Below are 19,475 nucleotides of genomic sequence, written 5' to 3'. Positions count from 1 at the left end.
GCCCCCCTCGCGGCGGAGCCGCTCGGGGGGCCGGGGGGCTTGCCCCCGGGAAACGGGAAGTGGGGGTCCCCCCTCTGGGGGAGGGGTTGGGGACTGCTCCCCCGGCGGCGCCGTAGGCACCGCCGCCCCCGCGGCGAAATCCTCCGCCTCCGCCGGAGCGAGCCGCGCGCCCGGCCCCCGGCCGAGGGAGCGGCGGGCAGGAGGCGGCGGCGAGGAGGCGGCGGTGGGCATGCGGGAGTGGTCCAGGGGAGCGAGATGATCCGACGGCCCGTGGGGCCGGTGCGGTGCGGGCGGGGGCCCGCCCGTGGCAGGTTAGCGGCGAAGTCGCTCAGCGACCGCGCAGGCGCCGCACGAGGATGCTCGCGTCGCCGCGCGCCTCGAGGTCGGCGAGGACGACGGCGACCGCCTCCCGCACGATCCGGCCGCGGTCCACCGCGAGGCCGTGCTCGCCGCGCAGCACCAGGCGGGCGTGCTCCAGGTCCATGAGCTCCTCGGCGGAGACGTAGACCGTGATCTTCTCGTCGTGCCGCTCCCGCCCGCTGGGCCGGCGGTTGGCGGCCCGTCCGCGGCGCCGGGGGGCGACCGGCTCGGCGGCCCGGGAGGCGCCGGCCGCGGTGGCGGCCCGCGGCGCCGGGCGCTCGCGCCCGTCCGCGGCCGGCCGGCGCTCGGCGGTGTCCTGGTCGGCGGTCCCGTCGGAGGCGGGCACGGCGGGCGCCGTGTCGGGCTCCGCGGCGGCCGGCCCGGGCACCCGGGCGGGGGCGGGGGCCGCGCCGTCGGCGGGCGTCTTGGCCTGTCTGCGGGGGGCCGAGGACTGGAGCCCCACCCCTCCGGTGGTGCGGAACAGCTCGTCGGCGCCGGGCAGACTCACTCGGCGTGACACCGGGCGAGCACCTCCCTGGCGAGCTGGCGGTAGGCGGCGGCGCCCACGGAGTTGGAGGCGTACGTGGTGATGGGCTCGCCGGCGACGGTGGTCTCCGGGAAGCGGACGGTCCGGCCGATGACCGTGTGGTAGACGTGGTCGTCGAACGCCTCGACCACCCGCGCGAGCACCTCGCGGCTGTGCACGGTGCGCGAGTCGTACATCGTCGCGAGAATGCCGTCGAGCTCCAGCTCGGGGTTGAGCCGCTCCTGGACCTTCTCGATGGTCTCGGTGAGCAGGGCGACACCGCGCAGGGCGAAGAACTCGCACTCCAGCGGGACGATGACCTTGTGAGCCGCCGTCAGGGCGTTGACCGTCAGCAGGCCCAGCGACGGCTGACAGTCGATCACGATGTAGTCGTAGTCGGCCATCAGCGGCTTGAGCGCGCGCTGGAGCGTGGATTCCCGGGCGACCTCGCTGACGAGCTGGACCTCGGCGGCGGACAGGTCGATGTTGCTGGGGAGCAGGTCCATGTTGGGCACCGCGGTCTTCAGCAGCACCTCGTCGGCCGACATCCCGCGCTCCATGAGCAGGTTGTAGACCGTCAGGTCGAGCTCCATCGGGTTGACGCCGAGTCCGACGGAGAGCGCGCCCTGCGGGTCGAAGTCGACGAGCAGCACCCGGCGGCCGTATTCGGCGAGCGCGGCGCCCAGGTTGATGGTCGAGGTGGTCTTGCCGACCCCGCCCTTCTGGTTGCACATCGCGATGATCTTCGCCGGACCGTGGTCGGTCAGCGGGCCCGGGATGGGGAAGTACGGCAGCGGGCGGCCGGTGGGGCCGATGCGCTCGCGGCGCTGGCGGGCCGCGTCGGGGGCCAGGGTGGCCGCGTACTCCGGGTCGGGCTCGTACTCCGCGTCGGGGTCGTAGAAGTGCCCGTCGGGCACTTCCTCGTAGTCGGCGAGACGGGCGGGATCACCGCCGCGGTCGCCGGCCATGGCGTTCACGTGTAGACCGTCCATGCTCGGGTGGGCTGTCGTCATGCTCTGGATGTCCTGCTGTGCTGCGAAGGTCTGGACAGCGACGGAGCCGACAGCGTGGAGCCCCACGGGGCTCCGGCCCTGCGCAGGCATTCCTGGATGACCACCCCCGGGAGCAAATGTCGACTCATTCACAAGTCGTCCTACCTCCTTGGTGACCAGGAAACATCTAGATAGGTCAGCGTGGCACCATGCCGACGGTCTGCGACTCTATGGCGTGTCGGCGGTCCGCAGCAACACAATCCGCCGGAGACGGCACGATGTGTCGGCAATCGAACACCCTTCTGTCAAGGGTGTTCGGGGTATCACCCGCAAGTTTTCCGAACGGCGGTCACCTCGGGAAAACCGGCCCGAATCCGGCACCAAACACGGCCGGCAGGGCCTCGTGGACAAGGCCCTGCCGGTGGTGATTCCCCTCTGGGGCGGTTTGACGCCTCAGCCGAGCAGCGCGCTCAGTTCGACGTGCGCAAGGCCGTGCGCCTCGGCGACGGGGCCGTAAACGACCTGTCCCTCATGGACGTTGAGGCCCTTGGCGAGCGCGGCGTCCCGGCTCAGCGCCTCCTGCCAGCCGCGGTTGGCCAGCTCCACGATGTAGGGCAGCGTGGCGTTGGTCAGCGCGTAGGTGGAGGTGTTCGGCACCGCGCCCGGCATGTTGGCGACGCAGTAGAAGACGGAGTCGTGGACGGTGAAGGTCGGCTCCGCGTGGGTGGTCGGCTTCGAGTCCTCGAAGCAGCCGCCCTGGTCGATCGCAATGTCGACAAGGACACTTCCGGGCTTCATCTTGGCGACGAGCTCGTTGGTGACCAGCTTCGGGGCCTTGGCACCCGGGATCAGGACCGCGCCGATGACCAGGTCGGCCTCGACGACGGCCTTCTCCAGCTCGTAGGCGTTGGAGACGATCGTCTGCACCTTGGTGCCGAAGACCTTGTCCGCCTCGCGCAGCTTGTTGACGTCCTTGTCGAGCAGGGTGACGTGGAAGCCCATGCCGACGGCGATCTGGGTGGCGTTCCAGCCGGAGACGCCGCCGCCGATGACGACGGCCTTGCCGGCCGCCGTGCCCGGGACGCCGCCCGGCAGCACGCCGCGGCCGCCGGCCGAGCGCATCAGGTGGTAGGCGCCGACCTGCGGGGCCAGCCGGCCCGCGACCTCGGACATCGGGGCGAGCAGCGGCAGCGCGCGGTTGGCGAGCTCGACGGTCTCGTAGGCGATGGCCGTGGTGCCCGACTCCAGCAGCGCGTCCGTGCACTCACGGGAGGCGGCCAGGTGCAGGTAGGTGAAGAGGGTCTGGCCCTTGCGGAGGCGGTGGTACTCCTCGGCGATCGGCTCCTTGACCTTCAGGAGCAGGTCGGCGGTCGCCCAGACCTCGTCGGCGCTGTCCAGGATGGACGCACCGGCGCCGGTGTACTCGGCGTCCGTGATGGAGGAGCCCAGACCGGCCCCCTTCTCCACGAAGACCTGGTGGCCGTTGCGCACCAGCTCGTGCACACCGGCGGGGGTGATGGCCACGCGGAACTCGTTGTTCTTGACCTCGCGGGGGATGCCGACCTTCACGTCGATCACGGTCCTTGAATCAGGGGGTTTCAGGCTAATCCGGAAATGCCACGGCATACCAGAGCAGACCGCGTCGATCGCGGCGCAACCAGTCTAATGAAGGATGTCGAGCTGTCTAGCCTTGCAAAGCAACAACTTTTCCGAAACTGCCATCGCTTTCGCAGGTTACCCGGCGTGTACCCGTCAGGCGTTCGGCTCAAGCCCGCCGGAGCGCCCGGCCAGGCCGGAACCGCTCTCCCCGGTCTCGCCGGTCCCCGCCGTCACGGACGCCTCCGCTGACGCCTCCGCCGGCTCTCCGAGCAGCCCTTCCGCCGTCCGCCGCTGCGCCTCGGCGCCGGCCGGGTCGGCCAGCCGGTCAAGGGCGTCCGCCAGCCGCAGCCGGACGGCGGCCTCCAGCCGCCCGTCGCCCGCCCGCCGCGCGCACTCCGCCGCCTCCAGGCCGGTGCGCACCGCGTCCTGCGGCCGGCCCAGGTGCTCCTGCGCCACGGCGGCCTCGCTCAGCGCCCGCGCGTGCCCGGACAGGTCCCGCAGCCGGCGGCAGGCGGCGGAGGCGGCCCGCCAGGTGCGCAGCGCCTCGCCCCACTCCCCCGCCAGGGTGTGCACCGCGCCGAGCCGCCCGTACAGCCGCGCCTCGTCGGCCAGTTCACCGCGGGTGAGCCGCAGTTCCAGGGCCCGCCGGTACCAGTCGGTGGCCCGGGCCCAGTCCTCCAGCTCCTGGTAGGAGGCGGCGATCGACTCCATGGACCGGCTGGTGGCGTACGGGTCCCCGCACGCGCGCGCGGCGGCCAGCGCCTCCCGGTACCGGTCGAGCGCCATCCGGACGCGTCCGGCCCGGGTGTCCAGGTCGCCCAGGTTGAGCAGGGCGGCCGACTTCTCCAGGGCCATGTCCCGGCGGTCGGCCACGTCCAGCACCAGCCGGTGCAGCCCGTACTGCTCGGGCCCGGCCTCCTCCGGCGGCAGATGGGCGGAGAGCGCCCGGGTCAGCGCGGAGACCAGCCGGCGGGCCAGGGTGTCCAGCCCGCCGTCCTCGACGGCCAGCCGGGCGGCGGCCAGCAGCGCGGGCAGCCGCGAGCGCAGCCACTCCTCCGCGACCCGTGCCGAGGGGAAGCGCAGCGGCCGGGGCAGCTCGGCCACCCGGCGGCGGACGGAGGGGTCGGTCAGCTCGGCGGCGGCCCGGCAGGAGTGCAACTGACGGACGACCCGTTCGAGCATCCGGGCCCGGGCCAGCTCCACCTCGGCGGGCCGGTCCTGGGTCTCCAGCAGCGCCCGCAGCAGCGGCGCCAGACAGCCGGGCACCTGGTATTGCGGGGGCAGTGCGGCGGGCTCCCCCGGGACGCCGTCGACCGGGACCGGGCGCAGCAGGCCGCGGGCGACGAAGTCGTCCAGCGCGGCCTGGGCGGCGGAGACCGAGCAGCCGGCCAGCGCGGAGGCGGTGTGCGCGTCGGCCGGGCCGGCGGGGGCCAGCGCGAGCAGTCGCAGTATGCGGGCGTTCAGCGCGGGCAGCGCCTCGTAGGCGAGCCAGAGGGCGCGGGCGAGCGGGCGGCCCGTGGTGCCGTCGTGCCCTTCGGGGACGGGGAGTTCGCGCAGCCGCCGGGCCGCGTCGGCGACGGACATCTTGGGGTGGGCGGCCAGCCAGCCGCCGACCAGCACCAGCGCGGCGGGCTGCCCGGCGCACTCCTCGACCACGGCGCCGGCGGCCATCGGGTCGCAGGTGATGCGGGTGGGCCCGGCGAACCACTCCAGGAGGCCGACGGCGGCTGGGGTCTCCAGCCCGCCGAGGGTGCAGGGCCGGACGTCGGGGACGCCGGTGAGCGGGCCCCGGGCGACGGCGACGACCAGGCAGCCCGGTTCGTCGGGCAGCAGCGGCTCGACGGAGGCGGCACCCGAGGCGTCGTCCAGGAGCAGCAGCACCCGGCGGCCCGCCAGGGCGGCGCGGAGGGCGGCGGTGAGCTCGTCCTCCTCGGCCCCGGCGGGCGCGGTGGCGGTGGCGCCGAGGTCGGCGAGGAGGGCGCGGGCGGTGCGGTCGGTGGGGACGGGGGTGCCGTCGGCGTCGGTGAGGCGCGCGCGGAGTACTCCGTCCGGGTAGTCCCGCTCCAGCCGCCGGGCCAGCTCCTCGGCGAGCGCGGTGCGCCCCGAGCCGGGGCGTCCGGCGACGAGCAGGACCCGGCTGCGGGGCGGTTTGCGGCCCGAGAGGGTGTCCAGGCCGGTACGGGCGATGTCCGCCCGGAGTTCCTTCAGTTCCCGGTCACGCCCGGTGAACAGGCCCGCGCGGGCGAGCGCGACGCCCGTCACGGGCGCGTCCGGGCGGCGCGGGCGCACGCCGGGGCCCACCCGCTCCGGGTGGACCGCCGCGAGGTTGTCGGTCTCCACGGACCGAGCGTAGTTGAAACGAACGCGCACCCGCGGATGCCGGGCCCGGGCTCGTACGACAATCGCCTTGTCGGCCGGAGGTCAACCCAGCCCGTCCGGCGCTTGAGGACGCGCGCCGCAGGCGCGCTCGGGGGTGCGGCGGCCCCGCCCCCGCAGAAACGGAGAAAGGGCGGGACCGGGGCAACCCCCCTACGCCTCGAACGGCCGCGCGGGCCAAGGAGCGTCAGCCGCTCGCAACGCGTCGATCCCATCACCGGCCCGCGCAGCGGAAAGCGCGAGAACACCCACCGCAAGACACGTGTTGTGCAGCTCACCCGCGAGCACCCCCCGCACCAGATCGGCGAGCGGCACCCGCTCAAGCTGCATGTCCGCCTCCTCCTCGGAGACCTCGAACCGCTCCCCCTCCACCGCGGACAGATCGCGGGCCAGGAAGATCCGCAGCGCCTCGTCGCAACCGCCGGGCGAGGTGTAGACGTCGGCGAGCACCCGCCAGTCCTCGGCCTTGACGTGCGCCTCCTCGTAGAGCTCCCGGTGGGCGGCGTTCAGCGGATTCTCCCCGGGGACGTCCAGCAGGCCGGCCGGGATCTCCCAGAGCCGGTGCCGCACCGGGTGCCGGTACTGGTTGATCACCAGGACCCGGTCCTGCTCGTCGAGGGCGAGGACGGCGACGGAGCCGGGGTGGACCTGGTAGTCACGGTTGACGCGGGTGCCGTCCGGCATCACCACCTCGTCCGTGCGCGCACTGGTCTTGGCGCCGACGAACGGCGTCTCCGAGGCGGTGACCCGCCACTCCTCGGCGGTGTCCTTGATGCGCATCTACGTCCTCCAGAATTCCGGAAACACAAAAACCGGGGTGAGACCCTCCCGGAAGGAGGGGCTCACCCCGGTCAACCGTACAGATCAGCCCTGCTGACGCCGAACGGCGGCCTTCACCAGACCGGCGAACAGCGGGTGCGGCCGGGTCGGCCGGGAGCGCAGCTCGGGGTGGGCCTGGGTGGCGACGAGGTACGGGTGGATCTCGCGCGGGTACTCGACGTACTCGACCAGCTTGTTGTCCGGGGAGGTGCCGGAGAAGACGATGTTCGCCTTCTTCTCCAGCTCCGCGCGGTACGCGTTGTTGACCTCGTACCGGTGGCGGTGGCGCTCCTCGACGTACGGCTGGTCGTCGTAGACCTCACGGACGATCGAGCCCTCGGCGAGCTTGGCCGGGTACATGCCCAGGCGCATCGTTCCGCCCATGTCGCCCTCGCCGGCGACGATGTCCATCTGCTCGGCCATGGTGGAGATCACCGGGTGGGCGGTCGCCGGGTCGAACTCGGTGGAGTTGGCGTCCGTGATGCCGGCCAGGTTGCGGGCGGCCTCGATGACCACGCACTGCAGGCCCAGGCAGAGGCCCAGCAGCGGGATCTTGTTCTCACGGGCGAAGGTGATGGCGCCGACCTTGCCGTTGACGCCGCGGTCGCCGAAGCCGCCCGGGATGCAGATCGCGTCCACGTCGGAGAGCTGCTGCTTGGCACCGGCGGGGGTGACGCAGTCGTCCGACGTCACCCATTTGATCTTCACCCGCGCACGGTTGGCGAAGCCACCCGCTCGGATGGCTTCCGTGACCGAGAGGTAGGCGTCCGGCAGGTCGATGTACTTGCCGACGAGCGCGACGGTGACCTCGTGGTCCGGCTTGTGGACGCGGTCCAGCAGGTCGTCCCACTGCGCCCAGTCCACGTCGCGGAACGGCAGGTCGAGCTTGCGGACGACGTAGGCGTCCAGGCCCTCGGCGTGCAGCACCTTCGGGATGTCGTAGATCGACTTGGCGTCGATGGCGGCGACCACCGCGTCCTCGTCGACGTCGCACATCAGCGAGATCTTGCGCTTGATGGCGGTCGGCACCTCGCGGTCGGCGCGCAGCACGATGGCGTCGGGCTGGATGCCGATGTTGCGGAGCGCGGCCACCGAGTGCTGGGTGGGCTTGGTCTTCAGCTCGCCGGAGGGGCCGATGTAGGGCAGCAGCGAGATGTGCACCACGAACACGTTGTCGCGGCCGACCTCGTGCCGGACCTGGCGCACGGTCTCCAGGAACGGCAGCGACTCGATGTCGCCGACCGTGCCGCCGACCTCGGTGATGACGACGTCGACGTCCTCGGTCGCCATCCGCCGGATGCGGTGCTTGATCTCGTTGGTGATGTGCGGGATGACCTGCACGGTGTCGCCCAGGTACTCGCCGCGCCGCTCCTTGGCGATCACGGAGGAGTACACCTGGCCGGTGGTGACGTTGGCCGAGCCGTCGAGGTCGACGTCGAGGAAGCGCTCGTAGTGGCCGATGTCCAGGTCGGTCTCGGCGCCGTCGTTGGTGACGAACACCTCGCCGTGCTGGAACGGGTTCATCGTGCCCGGGTCGACGTTCAGGTACGGGTCGAGCTTCTGCATCGTCACGCGCAGACCCCGGGCCTTGAGCAGCGCACCCAGGCTGGAGGCGGTCAGCCCCTTGCCGAGCGAGGAGGCGACACCCCCGGTGACGAAGAGGTGCTTGGTCGTCGTGGGCTTAGCGGCAATGGCCAAAGGGGGTCTCCCGTGGTCGCGAGGTGGAGGTGCGTACCGGCGCTCACCCGGCGTCTTTGCGGGGGTGCCGTCGCTGCGGTCGAGGGGTCTTGCGCCCACCGGTCCACGGGGTACCAGGGTATCAGCGCCCCGGGGCGGGCGCCGCCGGTGACGCGGCGCGACGGGCTCGCGGACCGTGTGTCACCGGCGCGCGGACCACGTGTCCCGGGCCACCCATTCGGCACAGATTCCCCGGCCAACCGTCGCGCGTCGCCCAACTCGGCGTCGTATCCTGCACGGACACACGGAGCGAGCCGGCCGGCACGGCACCCCTGAGCCCCAGCCACCGCTGGGAGGTGTGCACCCACCCCTTCCGGAACATGAGCTCGTCGAAGATCGCTTGACCGCCAGAGGCCCCCTTGGGGTCACGATGCCGTTCGACTGGAGATGACGTGGCCGGGCGTATCGAGGATTACGCACTCATCGGCGACATGCAGACCGCCGCCCTGGTCTGCCGGGACGGCACGGCCGACTGGCTGTGCCTACCGCGGTTCGATTCCCACGCGGCGTTCGCCGGGCTGCTGGGAACAGAGGAACACGGCTACTGGCGGATCGGCCCCGCGCACCCCTCGGGGGCGGCGCCGCCGCGGGCCGACCGCCGCCGTTACCGGGGCGACTCCCTGGTCCTGGAGTCCGAGTGGGACACCGCCCGCGGGACCGTCCGGATCATCGACTTCATGCCCCCGCGCGACGGGGCGCCGCAGTTGATCCGGATCGTCGAGGGCGTCAGCGGCCGGGTGCCGATGCGCTCCGCGCTGCGGATGCGGTTCTCCTACGGGCGGGTGGTGCCCTGGGTGCACAAGGTCGGTGACCGCACGGTGGCCGTCGCGGGTCCCGACTCGGTCTGGCTGGACACCACCGCCGACACCTTCGGCAAGGACCTCACCACCTACTCCGACTTCACCGTCTCGCCCGGCGAGCGGGTGGCCTTCACCATCAGTTGGCAGCCCTCGCACAGCGGCCCGCCGGCGCTGCCGGACCCGGAGGGGGCGCTGGAGGCCACCGAGGACTTCTGGCGCGAGTGGGTCGAGCACTGTACGTACCACGGCCCCTACCGGGACGCCGTCGTCCGCTCGCTGATCACGCTCAAGGCGCTGACCTACGCGCCCACCGGCGGCATCGTCGCCGCCCCCACCACGTCCCTGCCGGAGGAGATCGGCGGCGTCCGCAACTGGGACTACCGCTTCACCTGGCTGCGGGACGCCGCGATCACCCTGTCGTCGCTGCTGCGCACCGGTTACCGCGAGGAGGCCCGCGCCTGGCGCGAGTGGCTGCTGCGGGCCGTCGCCGGCGACCCCGAGAACCTCCAGATCATGTACGGGATCGCGGGCGAGCGGGAGCTGAGCGAGGCCGAGCTGTCCTGGCTGCCGGGGTACGAGAACTCGCGGCCGGTCCGGGTGGGCAACGGCGCGGCCGGCCAGCTCCAGCTCGACGTCTACGGCGAGGTCACCGAGGCGCTGCACCTGGCGCACATGACGGGCCTGGCCCGCAACGACTACGCCTCGCTCCTCCAGTTGCGGCTGATCGGCTACCTGGAGGACCACTGGAACGAGCCCGACGAGGGCATCTGGGAGGTCCGCGGCCCGCGCCGGCACTTCGTCCACTCCAAGGTGATGGCCTGGGTGGCGGTGGACCGCACCATCAAGCTCATCGAGTCCGGTGACGTGGACGGCCCGCTGGAGCGCTGGCGCGAGCTGCGCGACGACATCCACCGGGACGTGTGCGAGAAGGGCTACGACAAGGAACGCAACACGTTCACGCAGTCCTACGGCTCCAAGGAGCTGGACGCCTCGCTGCTGCTGATTCCGCAGATGGGCTTCCTGCCGCCGGACGACAAGCGCGTCATCGGCACCATCGAGGCGATCCAGCGCGAGCTGTCCACCCCCGACGGCTTCGTCCTGCGCTACCCGACGGCCGGCGAGCACGCGGGCGTGGACGGGCTGGAGGGTGACGAAGGGGCCTTCCTGGCCTGCTCGTTCTGGCTCGCCGACGACCTGGCGATGATCGGCCGGGTGGACGAGGCGCGGCAGCTCTTCGAGAAGCTGCTGGCCCTCCGCAACGACCTCGGCCTGCTCGCCGAGGAGTGGGACCCGCATTTGAAGCGGCAGGTCGGCAACTTCCCGCAGGCGTTCAGCCACGTCCCGCTGATCGACACCGCGCTGCGGCTGACGGCGTCGAGCGCCTTCGGCGGCTGACACCGGACGGACGGGCGGGCCGGCGGGCCCGCCCGGACCTGTGGCGGGGGATCAGTACTTCTTCACTCCCACGTGGTCCACGATCAGCCGCCGCCTGTCGTGGTCGAACGCGAAGTGGATCCGGCCCACCTCGTTGTGGGACGTGGCGTCGCGCACCTTCACATGCGGCAGGCCGTCGCGTCGCTCGTCCCCGTCGAAGGAGAAGTAGCGCAGTCTGCGGTCCTTCTTGATGGTGAGGTCGCTGGTCGCCACCGTCAGCCCGTGCTGCTCCTTGAACCAGTGGGTGATGCGGGGCATCTTCTCGGGCCGCCCGTTCGGCTGGTCGTAGAGGTCGACCGCGGCCTTGGCGAGCGTGATCAACTGCTGGGTCATCTCGTCCGGGTGGGGGTAGCCGGACGTCCGCCAGGACCGTTCCGCGCCGGCCGTGAACACGATCCGGTGGTCGGCGGCCTCCTCCAGGGCCCGGTAGGTGGCCGCCGGGTCGGCCGGGTCCAGCTCGGGCACCTCCTCCCAGGGGTCCGCGGGCTCCCCGGCCTTGGCGTCGCCGCGTTTCACCTCCCGCATGTAAAGGTCCCTCCAGTACTCGGCCTCCCGGCGGGCGGCGTCGGCGTCCCCGGCGGCCTCCAGCCGGGTGGTGAGCGCCTGGGCCTCGCCCTCCCAGAAGGCGACGTCGGCCTCCAGCCGGGCCACCCGTTCCTCGTAGACGTCGAGTTGCCGGGCGACGTCGCCGGTCGCGCGGGCCGCCGCGAGACGTTCGGCGGCGTTCCGCGCGGCGGTGCCCCGGGCGGCCCGGCGCGCGACCTCCCAGCCGCGGTCGGATCCGCGGGCGACGACGGCGAGTTCGCCCAGGGTGCGCAGCCAGCGGAGGCGGGTGGCGGGGTCGGCGACCTCGGCGCGCGCGTACGCGGGGTGGACCGCCGCCGGCAGCGGCCACACCAGCCGGGCGCCGCCGTCCGGCACGGCGGCCTCCGGCAGCAGCCGGCGCAGCTCCCGGGACGTGCCGTAGTTGAGGGTGACGACCTGGGCCAGGCCGATCAGTTCGCCGGCCGCCTGCCGCGCGGCGGTCCAGGCGGCGTCCTCCCGGGGGTGCAGCAGCAGGGTGGGCAGCCGGGCGCGGCCGGCCAGCGACTCCGCGAGCACGGCGGTCTCCGCCGTCTCCCGGATCCGCTCGTACCGCCCGGTCACCCGCTGCCCGAGGACGTGCAGACGGAGCGCCTCGTCGGCGGCGACCGTCCGCAACAGCCCGGGCCGGCGCAGCAGCGGGTCCTGGACGGGCGCGATCCACCCCCCGTCGACCTCGCGGCCCATCACGACCCGCAGCCCGACCCGGCCCGCGACGGAGGAGACGGTGATCCGGGTGACGAACCGGCCGACGTCCCCGTCGAGCGGCTGGGTCACGGTGACCCGCACGGCCGTCGCGTCCGGCGGCCCCTCGACGGCCCACTCGACCGTCCGGCCGCCGTGCAGCGGGCGGGGCCCGCCGGCGGCCGTCAGCTCGGCCACGGCGGGCCCGTCACCCGCCGGGCCGCTCAGCCAGACGCCCACGTGCTCGCGTACCAGCGGGAAGGGGTCCGCGCCCGGAAGGGCGCTGACTTCGGCGTCGAAAACGTAGAGTGGCTGCATCGTCGTCCCCCGAGGTCCTGGCTCGACCGGCCGTCGCCGGATCCGGGTCACCCTGCCTATCACGCGGCCGGTGCAGTGGCGCCGACTATGCGGCAAGTCCCGCGGGCGCTCGGGCACTTCTGCTACGCGCGGGGGCGGGGGCGCGGCGTGAGACGCCGCCCGCCGAGGCGCCCCCGCCGCGCGCGGTCCGGGCGCGGGGCGCGAGCGCCGGAGCGCCGCTCCCCCACGTCGCGGGCGGGGGACGCGGCCGGCCGGGGTGCGCCCGTGCGGCGCGCGGGAGGGGCAGCGCTCCGGCTCGCCCGGGGGGCGCGGTGCTTCGCGCACGCGACCCGGTGCCCGCCAACGCGCCGGCGCGTCCAGGACACGCGCGGGGTGGTGGCCGCCCCCCTTCCCGCCATGCCCGGGGGACGTTCCCGCGGTCGCCCGGACCCCGTTCCCGTCCCCGTCCGGGACACGCACGGGACGGCGACCGCCTCGTACGGCCACGCCCGCGCGACACCCTCACGGCCTCCCGGAGCCCGCCCCCGTCCCGTAGGTTCACGTCATGCACGCCCAGCCGCCGATACCGATGCCCGGGACCCCGGAGACGCCCGGGACGCCCGGGACGCCCGGGAGCACCGTCACCGTCGCCCGCGCCCTGGAGCTGCCGGCCCTGCGCCGGGGACTGCCCGAGGTGCTGGCCGCCGCCGACCGCCTGGACCGTCCGGTGCGCTGGGTGCACGCCGGCGAGGCCCCGCACATCGCGGCGCTCCTCAAGGGCGGCGAACTGCTGCTGACCACGGGCCTGGGCCTGGGCAGCCGTCCGGCCGAACAGCGCGCCTTCGTCCGCACCTTGGCGGACCGGGACATCGCGGCCCTGGTGGTGGAGCTCGGCGCGCGGCTGCCCGCGCTGCCCGCCGCCGTGGTGGACACGGCCCGCGCGGCCGGGCTGCCGCTCGTCCAACTGCACCGCGAGGTCCCGTTCGTCGCGGTCACCGAGGAGGTGCACACCGAACTGGTCAACGCGCACTACGCGCTGCTGCGGCGCGCGGACGGCCTGCACCGGCGGTGCACGGAGGCGCTGCTGGACGGCGGCGGAGCGTCCGAAGTGCTGCGGCTGCTGGCGGAGTTCACCGCCAACCCGGTCTTCCTGGAGACCGCCGAAGGGCGGCTCCTCTACGCGACGGGACCCGATCCGGCGCCGCCGGGCGCCGCCGGACCGCTCCAGGTGTGGGACGGCCTGCGCCACGCGGACCTGGCCGGGCGGGTCACCGTGGACGTCCCCGGGCAGCGGCCCGCCGGCCCGCGCGCGCGGCTGTCCGTCCTCCCGGTCCACGCGCCTCTGGCGCCGGTGCACCGGGCCGCCGCCGACCGGACGGCGGGCCTGCTGGCCGTCGTCCTCCTCCAGGCCCGCCAGGAGGAGGAACTGGCGGCCCGGGGGCGCGGCGACTTCCTCACCGACCTCGCCGAGGGCCGGCTCGACCCGGCCGACGCCCCGGCCCTGGCCCGCGTCCTCGGCTTCCGGCCCGGCCCCGGCCCGCTGCTGCCGGTCGTCCTCGGCGTCCCGGCGGGCCCCGGCCGGGACGCCGCCCCGGCAGCCCTGACCTGCGCGGTGCGGGAGGAGCTGGCCGCCGTGGGGGTGCCCGTCCTGCTCGGCGTCCATCTGCCGGAGGGCCGGATCCCCCTCCTGGCGGGTCTCCGGGACGCCGCCGACCGCCCCGCGGTCGCCGACCGGCTGGCCGCCGCCCTGCGCGCCGGAGCGCGGCGGGCGCACGCCCGGCCGCCGGTCGTCGTCGTGGGCGCGCCGGCCGACTGGACCACCGCCGGGGCCGCCCTCCGGCACGCCGCCGAGGCGGCGACGGCCGCGGCCGGCCTGCCGGACCGCCCCTGGTACGACGCCCGCGCCCTCGACGTCGACCTGCTGCTCTCCCGCCTGCGTGGTGGCGACGGCCTCGCGTCCTTCGTCGACCGCGTCATCGGCCCCCTCCTCGCCCACGACGCCACCGCCCGCACCCCCTTGCTCCCCACCCTGGAGACGTACCTCCGCCACGCGGGCCGCAAGGCGGAGACGGCTCGGGAGCTGCACGTCAACCGGCAGACGCTCTACGACCGGCTGGCGCGGATCGCGTCGCTGCTCGGGACGGATCCGGACGAGCCGGAGGCGCGGCTGGCGCTGGGGGTGGCGCTGCGGGGACGGCGGCTGGTGGGGTGAGGGCGCCCCGCACCCCCCGGGCGGGCTGTCCAGCCCGTTGGGGGTGCCCCCCTCTGGGGGAGTTTGAGGACGAGCGGCAAAGCCGCGAAAAGGGGGTCTGGGGCGCAGCCCCAGGAAACGGCGAATGGGGGTGCCCCCCTCCGGGGGAGGGACCGGGGCGCCCTCACCCCCACAACTCGTCGTACACGCTGAGCACATGAGCGACCGCGTCATCCTCCGAAGGCCACCCCGCCCCCATCCGCCGCCCAGCGGCGACAAGCTCCGCCCGCCGCCCCGCATCCCCCAGCACCCGCGACACGGCAAGCGCCAACGCCTCCCCGTCCCCGTAAGGGACGAGCTCCGCCGCGTCCCCGACAAGATCGGGCACCCCGCCCACCGACGTGGCCACCAACGGCACCCCCGCCCGGAAAGCCTCCTGCGCCAGCAGCGACCGCCCCTCCCACCGGCTGGGCAGGATCACCGCATCCGCAGCGGCCACCAGTTGCGGCACGTCGTCCCGTCGCCCGACGAGCCGTACGGGCAGCCCCTCGTCCTCGATCCGCCGCTGGAGCGCCGGCCGCTCGGTACCCTCGCCGGCGACGACGAGCAGCGGCTCGGGGTCGAGCCGCCGCCAGGAACGGGCGGCGTCGAGCAGCGGCCCGTACCCCTGGTCCGGTTCGAGCCGTCCGACGGCGAGGAGCAACGGCCGCCCGAGCACGCCGAGTTCGGCGAGTACCTTGTCCCGCGGGACGTCACCGTCCGGCTCCGGGACGGCGGGGGCCGCGGCCCGCGGCCCGGGGAACGCCACGGGGGTCAGCCGCGCGTCCCGCGCCCCGCGCAGCCGCGCCTGGTCCACCAGGTCCGGCGTGGCGCCGAGCACGACGGCGGCGGTCCGTACGGCCCGCCGCTCCATCAGCCGTACGACGTGGGCGCGGGCCCCCGCCGCGCGGACGCGCCGGTGCCAGGTGACCACCAGCGGTGTCGGGCGCCCGTGCAGGGCCAGCGCGGCGAGGACACCCCACCGCAGACCGTGCGCGTGGACCACGTCCGCGTCGGCGCTCGCCGCCCGGATCCCGGCGACGAGGAGCGCGTCGGTCCCGTCCGGCAGGGGCGCGAACGACGCGCCGGCCCCGGTGAATCCGTACCGTTCCTCGGTCCCCCCGGTCGCGCACACCGTCACCCGGAGGCCCCGCGCGACGAGGCCGGCGGCCAGCGACCGCACATGGGCGCCGCTGCCCGCGCTGCCGCCGCCCAGCACCTGGACGGCGTGCGGGGCGGGCCGGCCGGGGGACGTGCCGGATGAACTGCTCACGCGGGAGTGACTCCTGGTTCGGCGGGACCGGCGGGGAACGGCGGGATCGGCGTCGTACGGGAGGAGCGGCAACGGCGCGGTGCCGTGCCCAGGATGCCAGCCGCCACCGTCGTCCGGGCACCACCGCTCCGCGTACGGCCCGCCCTGTCCCGCCCGCACATCTGCGGATTCACCCGGTTTGGGGATTACGAGCCGTTGGCCCCGAGGTCGCCCGACACCGGCGAAAGCACCGGCCTGTTACCTCCTGCCCGTTTCGCTCCCTCTCCCGGACACGCGACGCTCCCCCGGACCGCGCACTCCGGACCCGGGGCCTCGGTCACGGGCGACCGGCGCCGGTCGCCCGGCCCCGAGCGCCTCACCGCCCCGCCCGCGCCGCCTCCAACAGCTCTTCCGCGTGGGCCCGGGCGAGCCGTGAGTCCTCCTGCCCGGCCAGCATGCGCGAGAGTTCGCGGATCCGGTCCTCCCCCTCCAGGGCCTGCACCCCGCTGCGGGTCACCAGCCCGTCGTGGGTCTTCTCGACCACCAGGTGCCGGTCGGCGAAGGCGGCCACCTGCGGGAGGTGGGTGACGACGACGACCTGCGCGGTCCGGGCGAGCCGGGCCAGGCGGCGGCCGACCTCGACGGCGGCCCGGCCGCCGATGCCCGCGTCGACCTCGTCGAAGAGGTAGGTGGGCACCGGGTCGGAGCCCGCGAAGACGACTTCCACGGCGAGCATGACGCGCGACAGTTCACCGCCGGAGGCGCCCTTGGCGATGGGCCGCGGATGGGCGCCGGGGTGCGGGGCCAGCAGCAGCTCGACCTCGTCGGCGCCGTGCGGCCCGTACGCGACGGCGCGTCCGCCGACCTCGATGCCGGCGTCCGCGTCGGCGACCTCGTTCTGCCGGACGGCGAACGAGACGCGCGCGTGCGGCATCGCCAACTGCGCGAGCTCCTCCGTGACGGCTTCCGCGAACCGCTCCGCCGCCTCCGCGCGGGCGTCGGTCAGTTGCCGGGCGAGGGCGCCGAGTTCGTCCCGCAGGGCGTCGCGTTCGGCGGTGAGCTCGGAGATCCGGTCGTCGTCGCCCTCCAGTTCGCCCAGGCGGGCGGCGCTGCGCTCGGCCCAGGCGAGGACGGCGGTGACGTCCTCGCCGTACTTCCGCGTGAGGTGGGCGAGGGCGGCCCGGCGCTCCTCGACGGCGGCGAGCCGCCGCGGGTCGGCGTCGAGGTCGGAGGCGTATCCGGCGAGCTCGCCGGCCACGTCGCGGAGCAGGATGCCGAGCTCGCCCGCCCGGTCGGCGAGGGCGGCCAGTGCCGGATCGTGGGAGCGGACGGCCTCCAGCGCCCGGTGGGCGCCGGCGACGAGCGAGGCGGCGTCCACGCCCTCCGGGTCCTCGGGGTCGCCGGCCAGGGCGGCGTGCGCGGCGGTGGCGGCGGAGGCGAGGGACTCGGCGTGGCCCAGCCGCTCGGCCTCGGCGGCGAGTTCGGCGTCCTCGCCGGCCACCGGCTCCACGGCGGCGATCTCGTCCAGGCCGAAGCGCAGCAGGTCCGCCTCCTGGGCGCGCTCGCGAGCCCGGGTGGTCAGCTCGTCGAGCTCGGCGGCGACGGCCCGCAGCCGCCGGTAGGCGTCGGTGTACTTGGCGAGCGGCGCGGCCACCGCGTCCCCCGCGTACCGGTCGAGCGCGGCGCGCTGCCGGGCCGGGCGGAGCAGCCCCTGCTGGTCGGTCTGGCCGTGCACGGCGACGAGGTCGTCGGCGAGCTCGCCGAGCAGCCCGACGGGCACGCCGCGCCCGCCGACGTGGGCGCGGGAGCGGCCCTCGGCGGACAGCGTGCGGCTGACGAGCAGCGCCCCGTCGTCCAGCTCGGCGCCCGCCTCCTCGGCGCGCACGGCGGCGGGGGACGCGCGGTCGACGACGATCCGCCCCTCGACCACCGCCGCCTTCGCACCGACGCGTACGAGCGCCGGGTCGGCCCGGCCGCCGAGCAGCAGCCCGAGGCTGGTCACGACCATGGTCTTGCCGGCCCCGGTCTCGCCGGTCACCGCCGTGAAACCTGGTGACAGCTCGACCACCGCGTCGTCAATGACGCCCAAGGACCGGATCCGCATCTCCTCCAACACGGATACGACCATACGAGGTTCCGGGGCCCCCTCGCGACGGCCGCCCCCACGGGCCGTGTCGAAAGGACCGGAGAAGCCCTGGGGGGAAGGCCTCGGGGACCTCTCACACGGAATCCGGGGAAACCCCCGGCCCGCCCCTGGGGACAACCCCACTCCCTCCGGGGTGGCCGCCGCATGGCCCGGCTGCCCCGCCCCCGCCAGGCTGGGGGCATGACCGAACGCCTCGGCACCCGGCGCCGCCGCACCGCCACCGCCCTCCTCCTCGCCACGGCCGTCGCCCTGACCACCGGGGCGGCCACCACCGGGGCGGCCACCGCCGGAAGCCGGCCGGCCGGCGCGCCGACCGGTGTCCCGGACGGCGTGTGGCGGACGGACGGCTACGGCACGCTGGTCTCCGTCGAGGGCGGGGGCCGCCGCCTGCGGACCTTCGACACCACGGCGGTGAGCTGCCTGCCCGGGCTGCTGGAGGCGAAGGGGAACGGCTCCGGCCGGTTCACCGACGCGGAGGGCGCGGGCCTGACGATCGACCCCGCCGGCCGCGCCCGCGCGCGCCTCGCCTACGACGGGAGCGTCGGCCACATCACCCTGCGCCGCGCCGGAGCGCTGCCCGCCGACTGCACGGCCGGCCCGAAGCCGGGCGAGGGCGGCCGGCCCGACCCGCGCCGCGTCTTCGACGTCTTCTGGCGGACGTACGCCGAGAACTACCCGTTCTTCAAGGCCCACGGGGTGGACTGGAAGGCGGTGGGCGACCGCTTCCGCCCCCGGGTCACGGCCCACACCACGGACGACGAGCTGTTCGACGTCCTCCGGCGCATGATCGAGCCGCTGCACGACGGGCACACCAGCCTCGTGGTGAGCAAGGACAAGCGCTTCGGCGGCCACCGGGCGGACACGACGCTGCCCACGCCGGAGTCCATGGCCCGGATGGACAAGGCCGTCGCCGAGGCCGTCGGCGTACCGCTGCGGACCCGGGCGCGGGGCGCGCTCTCGTACGCCGTCCTCCCCGACGGCACGGGGTACCTGCGGATCACCCGCTTCACCCGGTTCGCCGCGACGGGCGGCCCGAAGGCGGACGAGGCCGAACTGGACCGGGCCCTGGACGACGTCCTCGCCCACGCCCCGCGCGGGCTGATCCTCGACCTCCGCTTCAACGGGGGCGGCTCGGACCGCCTCGGCATCCGCATCGCCGAGCGCCTCACCGACCGCCCGTACACGGCCTACCTGAAACACGCCCGGAACGACCCCGAGAACCCCCGGAAGTTCACTCCGCCCGTCCCCGTACGGGTCACCCCCGCCTCCGGCTCCTCCCGCCACACCGGCCCCGTCGCCGTCCTCACCGGCCGCCTCACCATCAGCGCCGGCGAGACCTTCACCCAGGCCCTGATGGGCCGCTCCCCCGCGCCCGTCCGCATCGGCGAGAACACCCAGGGCGTCTTCTCGGACGTCCTGGAGCGCAGGCTTCCGAACGGTTGGACGTTCGGTCTCCCGAACGAGGAATTCATGCGTCCGGGTGACCGGCGGACGTACGACGTGACGGGCATCCCGCCGACGATCCGGACGCCGGTCTTCACGGAGGAGGAGTTCGCGGCACACCGCGACTCGGCGCTGGAGCGGGCGCGGCGGCTGCCGGCGGGGTGAGGGTCCCCAGCCCCGCCCCTTCCCGTTTCTTGC

Annotated in this window: 12 protein-coding genes; 3 read left to right on the top strand and 9 right to left on the bottom strand. The window is 74.7% G+C overall.

Translation table 11 applies throughout. The features are described 5' to 3' along the window. Positions 1-328 precede the first annotated feature (328 nt). The 6 genes from ACZ6X9_RS16450 to ACZ6X9_RS16425 all read right to left on the bottom strand — a co-directional run bounded on the left by ACZ6X9_RS16450 (position 329) and on the right by ACZ6X9_RS16425 (position 8,370). Positions 329-880: a hypothetical protein gene (locus ACZ6X9_RS16450; protein ID WP_469778692.1), complete on the bottom strand. Its 552-nt coding sequence runs from the start codon at positions 878-880 to the stop codon at positions 329-331. Further along, on the bottom strand, positions 865-1,989 hold the full coding sequence (locus tag ACZ6X9_RS16445) for a ParA family protein (protein ID WP_078588259.1): 1,125 nt from the start codon (positions 1,987-1,989) through the stop codon (positions 865-867). Before ACZ6X9_RS16445 ends, ACZ6X9_RS16450 begins: the two co-directional genes overlap by 16 nt. Positions 1,990-2,331: 342 nt before the next feature. Continuing rightward, positions 2,332-3,447 (bottom strand): alanine dehydrogenase, encoded by a 1,116-nt coding sequence (gene ald / locus ACZ6X9_RS16440; protein ID WP_469779167.1) that lies wholly within the window; start codon positions 3,445-3,447, stop codon positions 2,332-2,334. Between the two features lie 183 nt (positions 3,448-3,630). Beyond that, positions 3,631-5,817, bottom strand: a complete 2,187-nt coding sequence (locus ACZ6X9_RS16435) for a tetratricopeptide repeat protein (RefSeq protein WP_469778691.1) — start codon at positions 5,815-5,817, stop codon at positions 3,631-3,633. A gap of 189 nt (positions 5,818-6,006) precedes the next feature. Next, the gene (locus tag ACZ6X9_RS16430) at positions 6,007-6,633 is read right to left on the bottom strand and encodes an NUDIX domain-containing protein (RefSeq protein WP_469778690.1); all 627 of its coding nucleotides are present in this window, start codon (positions 6,631-6,633) and stop codon (positions 6,007-6,009) included. Positions 6,634-6,717: 84 nt separating this feature from the next. Beyond that, positions 6,718-8,370, bottom strand: a complete 1,653-nt coding sequence (locus tag ACZ6X9_RS16425; RefSeq protein ID WP_469778689.1) for a CTP synthase — start codon at positions 8,368-8,370, stop codon at positions 6,718-6,720. A 431-nt stretch (positions 8,371-8,801) separates the two neighbouring features. On the opposite strand from ACZ6X9_RS16425, the gene ACZ6X9_RS16420 reads away from it, so the two are divergent. Further along, the gene (locus tag ACZ6X9_RS16420; RefSeq protein WP_469778688.1) at positions 8,802-10,604 is read left to right on the top strand and encodes a glycoside hydrolase family 15 protein; all 1,803 of its coding nucleotides are present in this window, start codon (positions 8,802-8,804) and stop codon (positions 10,602-10,604) included. A 51-nt stretch (positions 10,605-10,655) separates the two neighbouring features. On the opposite strand, the gene ACZ6X9_RS16415 is transcribed toward ACZ6X9_RS16420, so the two are convergent. After that, positions 10,656-12,227 (bottom strand): hypothetical protein, encoded by a 1,572-nt coding sequence (locus tag ACZ6X9_RS16415; protein ID WP_469778687.1) that lies wholly within the window; start codon positions 12,225-12,227, stop codon positions 10,656-10,658. 544 nt (positions 12,228-12,771) lie between these two features. On the opposite strand from ACZ6X9_RS16415, the gene ACZ6X9_RS16410 reads away from it, so the two are divergent. Then, complete coding sequence (locus ACZ6X9_RS16410) at positions 12,772-14,418, top strand: PucR family transcriptional regulator (RefSeq protein WP_469778686.1); 1,647 nt, start codon at positions 12,772-12,774, stop codon at positions 14,416-14,418. A 163-nt stretch (positions 14,419-14,581) separates the two neighbouring features. On the opposite strand, the gene ACZ6X9_RS16405 is transcribed toward ACZ6X9_RS16410, so the two are convergent. After that, a complete protein-coding gene (locus ACZ6X9_RS16405; protein ID WP_469778685.1) occupies positions 14,582-15,709 on the bottom strand; it encodes a glycosyltransferase family 4 protein in 1,128 nt (375 codons plus the stop codon). A gap of 355 nt (positions 15,710-16,064) precedes the next feature. Continuing rightward, positions 16,065-17,816 (bottom strand): DNA repair protein RecN, encoded by a 1,752-nt coding sequence (gene recN, locus ACZ6X9_RS16400; RefSeq protein WP_469778684.1) that lies wholly within the window; start codon positions 17,814-17,816, stop codon positions 16,065-16,067. A 198-nt stretch (positions 17,817-18,014) separates the two neighbouring features. On the opposite strand from recN, the gene ACZ6X9_RS16395 reads away from it, so the two are divergent. After that, positions 18,015-19,442, top strand: coding sequence for a S41 family peptidase (locus ACZ6X9_RS16395; RefSeq protein WP_469778683.1), 1,428 nt, complete (start codon positions 18,015-18,017; stop codon positions 19,440-19,442). The last annotated feature ends 33 nt before the right edge of the window (positions 19,443-19,475 follow it).

This window comes from Streptomyces sp. NPDC052910 (assembly GCF_055585605.1).
This window is presented reverse-complemented; position numbering and strand designations above follow the sequence as displayed.